The 606-nt window shown below is 47.0% G+C and carries 1 protein-coding gene; it reads right to left on the bottom strand.

Translation table 11 applies throughout. The features are described 5' to 3' along the window. Window positions 1-606: D-alanine--D-alanine ligase (locus tag ACS8FD_RS22380; protein WP_439277481.1), on the bottom strand; the 606-nt coding region annotated here is incomplete at both ends.

Raw genomic sequence — 606 nt, 5'->3', positions numbered from 1 at the left:
CCCAACCTTTTGCATCAACCGCGCGGAATGCTGCAAGGCTCAACGCTTGCAAATGCTTTTCGTCAGCATCGCTCAAACCACACGGAATATAATAACTGGTATCGTTACGGTTGTATTTTGCTTCGAAGTCATAAAAATTGGTAATGTCGGCAGGCTCAAGACGTATCACTGGATAAGCTTCGTCATCGATAACAACAATCGTAAACTCGCGTCCAGTAATCCAGCGTTCCGCCATTACTGCATCACCGCACTGTACTGCCGTTGCGTATGCTGCAGGCAACTCGTCAAGGTTATTGACTTTCGTCATGCCAATACTTGAACCTTCATGAACGGGCTTAATAATCAAAGGTAGCCCTAGCATGTTGACGACTTGCTGCCAGTCAGTATTAGCCGTTAGTAATGAGAATGGCGCTGTCGATAAGCCGCAGCCCTGCCACAATTGCTTGGTACGTACTTTATCCATGCCAAGTGCCGATGCTAAAATTCCTGAACCTGTCTGCGGGATATCAAACCATTGCAACACGCCTTGTAACAATCCATCTTCGCCGCCGCGACCATGCAACACGTTAAACACTCGATCATAATCACGTAGCTCGGTAATATCTT

This window comes from Psychrobacter sp. 1U2, assembly GCF_051847575.1.
The sequence above is the reverse complement of the archived record's forward strand: the minus strand, read 5'-3'. Positions and strand labels throughout refer to the sequence as shown.